General features: G+C 56.9%; 2 protein-coding genes. Both read right to left on the bottom strand.

The genetic code is table 11. The features are described from left to right. Positions 1-146: 146 nt before the first annotated feature. Positions 147-1,451 (bottom strand): glucuronyl esterase domain-containing protein, encoded by a 1,305-nt coding sequence (locus tag VGE80_RS20095; protein ID WP_373651876.1) that lies wholly within the window; start codon positions 1,449-1,451, stop codon positions 147-149. A gap of 54 nt (positions 1,452-1,505) precedes the next feature. Next, a complete protein-coding gene (thiC, locus tag VGE80_RS20090; protein WP_440593893.1) occupies positions 1,506-3,179 on the bottom strand; it encodes a phosphomethylpyrimidine synthase ThiC in 1,674 nt (557 codons plus the stop codon). Positions 3,180-3,651 lie beyond the last annotated feature (472 nt).

The following is a 3,651-nucleotide window of genomic DNA, read 5'->3' as shown; positions in this document are numbered from 1 at the left end:
GCCTGCATCCAGTCCCCCCCTATGTTGAATGACAGGCCCACTCCAAACGCTCGGTGTTCGGAGGACATGGCTGAGCGAAAGTCTCTACCCGACGGCTTGGGTCGCCGTACAGAGAGCAATTCGTTCGGCACCGTCCATGTCTTCTATCAGGGCTGGTGAAAATGGCGATCCGCAAAATCCAGGAAGATGCCCCAGTCTTCACGGTTCATCTCGTGCTTTCCGGGACGGATGTAGTAGCCCAGCGGGCTATCGACAAGAGTGCGCAGTTCCGGCTTTTTGCTGACGCGGAGTCCCTCTGAGTTGAGCAATTGATAGACGGGATGAGCCGCTTTCAGCATCTCGAACTGACCATCAGGATTGGCCCACTGGTCCTCAACCGCGTTGGAGTACAGCACGGGACGGGGAGCACAGAGCGCGGCCAGGCAGTGCTGGTCAAACGGAAGCTTGTCCGGCCGTTCATTGAAGAGCGGAAAATTGTCGCAGAACCAGTGTGGAAATGACGTATTGATTCGTCGAATGGTTTCGACATCTTTCCGGTCGATGTCAACTCGATCGGGAGCCGTTCCCCCACATCCTGCCTGATGAGGAATTGCCAGGGCGATTCGTTCGTCCATCGCGGCTGCGAGCACTGACGTCTTGCCGTTGCGTGAATGTCCTACGACGGCGATTCGCCGATCGTCGATTTTGTCACGATGTTTTTCCAGCAGGAAGTCCACCACCCGATGGTATCCCCAGGCCCAGGCGGCAATCGTCCCGGCATCCGTCGGTTTCGGCGATGTCTGCCCCTTGTCATAAAACGAGGGTTGAATTCCGTCGGCGAAGTCCGCGGTATCCGGATCAATATCGCCGCTATAGAAGCCGGCGAAGCCGTATCCTCGGTCGATGATCAGATCCAGATTCCAGACCTGAGTCTGGCCGCCCCGCCCCTGTTCGGTGGCTCGTTCGTTTTCTGAGCCGCTGCAGGAACGATAAACCCATGCCTCGGGGACATGCACCTTGGGATGGTGAGTGACTGCGTGATTTCCGCAAAAGTTCATCCCCACGAACACGGGGACTTTCGTTCCCGCGGGGACGTTATTCGGCAGCACCAGTATCACATGCAATCGATGCTTCAGGTCGGGACCGAAAAACGCCAACCGGCTTTCGCTGATGGTCGCTTTGCCGTCCAGAAATGCCGGATCAGTGAAGAGAACTTCTTCGACCACCCACTTCTGCGGCCTGGCAGGGAGATAGCCGTACATATAGTGCTGGAACAATTCCTTCAGCTCAGGTCGTCGCTTGCTGTTCCAGTCCGCTGCGGACGTGATTTTGGTTCCGTCCAGCATTTCGAGCGGATCAGGAAGCTCTGCCCTTGCAGGCAGAGCTTCGAAGGCCGGGAGATCCGCGGCCCTCACCGGTATCCATGAAACTAGAATTCCCAGCAGGACGAACGACCCGATTCTGAACGTCATAGACTCACTTTCTGCACAAGACTGTAAGCCAAAACCGCCGTCAGCAAGAATGAGTTATCCCTGTGGGATGGTCAGTTCCACCAGATCAGACTTGTTATTCTGCAAGTCACGGGCGACGTTCGCATCGACGAAGTCGCTGTGGCAGGAAGCCTTGTCTGCTGCTGGCGGCGTCATCACCTTCTTGGTCTTCGCAGCCAGGCGGTGGATTTCATCGGGCGACAGAACACCTCGCTTGGCCAGAATCTCCTGTTGCTCTGGTGAGAGAGCCGCAGTCACTTTCGCCTTTTCCCACTTGTACTGTTCGTCCTTGCCGGACGAAAATTCAACGATTTCCTTACTGATGCGGACGCTGCACCAGTCGTGACCGCACATCGCACAGAAATCGGTGTCGACGTCGAGATCCTCGTCGTGGTAGGCCCGCGCTGTATCGGGATCGAAACTCAATTCGAAGTGTTTCTCCCAGTTCAGTGCCGCTCGTGCCTTGGTCAATTCGTCGTCACGATCGCGAGATCCCGGGATTCCCAATGCCACATCTGCGGCGTGGGCAGCAATCTTGTAAGCGATACAGCCTTGTTTGACGTCATCTTTTTTCGGCAGTCCAAGGTGCTCTTTCGGTGTGACGTAACAGAGCATCGCAGCGCCGTGGTATCCCGCAGCCGTGGCACCAATACAACTGGTGATGTGGTCGTACCCGGGGAAGATATCAGTCACGAGCGGGCCCAGCACGTAGAACGGAGCACCGTGACAGAGTTGTCGCTGAAGCTTCATGTTGAATTCGATCTGGTCGAATGGGACATGTCCCGGACCTTCAACCATGACCTGAACCCCTTTCCGCCAGGCACGCTCGGTCAGCTCGCCCAGTGTCACCAGTTCAGCCAGTTGCGCCTGATCTGTAGCGTCCGCCAATCCACCCGGACGCAATCCGTCACCAATTGAGAACGTGACATCATACTCACGCATGATATCGCAGATCGATTCCCAGTGATCGTACATCGGGTTCTGCTTGCCGTGCACCAGCATCCACTTCGCCAGGAGGGATCCACCACGACTGACGATCCCGATCAGTCGCTTCTTGATGAATGGCAGGTGCTCGCGCTGCACACCGGCGTGAATCGTGAAGTAATCGACCCCTTGTGCGGCCTGCTCCTTGAGGGACTCAAGAATGATTTCCGGTGTCAGTTGTTCGATTCGCCGTCCGATGATCATCGAATAGATGGGGACCGTGCCGATTGGAACCGTGCTGTTGCGGACGATGGCGTCGCGGCAGGCGTTCAGATCGCCCCCCGTCGACAGGTCCATGACGGTGTCCGCCCCCCAGCGTTCGGCCCATTTCAGCTTTTCGACTTCTTCATCCGTGCTCGATGAAACCGGCGAAGCACCCATGTTGGCGTTCACTTTGGTTTTTGACGCCCGTCCGATTGCCATGGGATCGAGTTTGTACTGCAGGTGAACCTTGTTCGCAGGGATCACCATCCGCCCAGCAGCGACTTCATCGCGCACCTGCTCGGGTGTCAGATGCGGTTCACGTTCGGCAACTCGCATCATCTCTGGAGTGACGATTCCCCGGCGAGCAAACTCGAGCTGGGTGACAGGCTGAAAACCAGCCGGGGGCTCCCAGGCGTCCGCCTGTTCGTGGGACTGCTGCCCGGCGTCACGACCGTATCCCGATTTGAGTTTCCAGTCCAGCGGCATGAAGTCCCAGGCCGTTTTCTCAGACGGAGCGGGCATTCCCGGTGTGTCTGGCGACGCAAACGTCAGAGCCCCTGCGCGACCAGGTTTTAATGCAGGCTTTAACGCAAAACTGCCAGGAGTCGTCCCCTGAGCCGTCGTGGATGGATTTTGCCCGAGCGGCGGAAGTTGATAGGTGCGTTCTGTCGTCATGCAATATCTCTCTTGAGTTAGCCCGAGTGGCGTAACTGTTTTGCGAGTGGAAAGTCTCACGCCCCGGTCCGTGCGACGGACAGTCAGGTCCTTCTGGCAAGCGTGGCTTGGGCTGCAATAGTATTCCATTGCGGCTCACTTTTCAAAAGGGGGGAACAACTTATGTGATGTGCGAACGTCGCTCGTCCAGTAGAAAACGCTCACTCGCGATCCTTTCCTGATCACGACCTGCTGACCAGACTGCATTCCCAGTCACTGATCAGCGTTTTTCTCATTCTCACAGGCTCTTTGTCTGCCGTTCGCGGCGAAGTGACCGCTC

Origin of the sequence: Schlesneria sp., assembly GCF_036405755.1 — a bacterium.
In the GTDB taxonomy this organism is placed as follows: domain Bacteria; phylum Planctomycetota; class Planctomycetia; order Planctomycetales; family Planctomycetaceae; genus Schlesneria; species Schlesneria sphaerica.
This window is presented reverse-complemented; position numbering and strand designations above follow the sequence as displayed.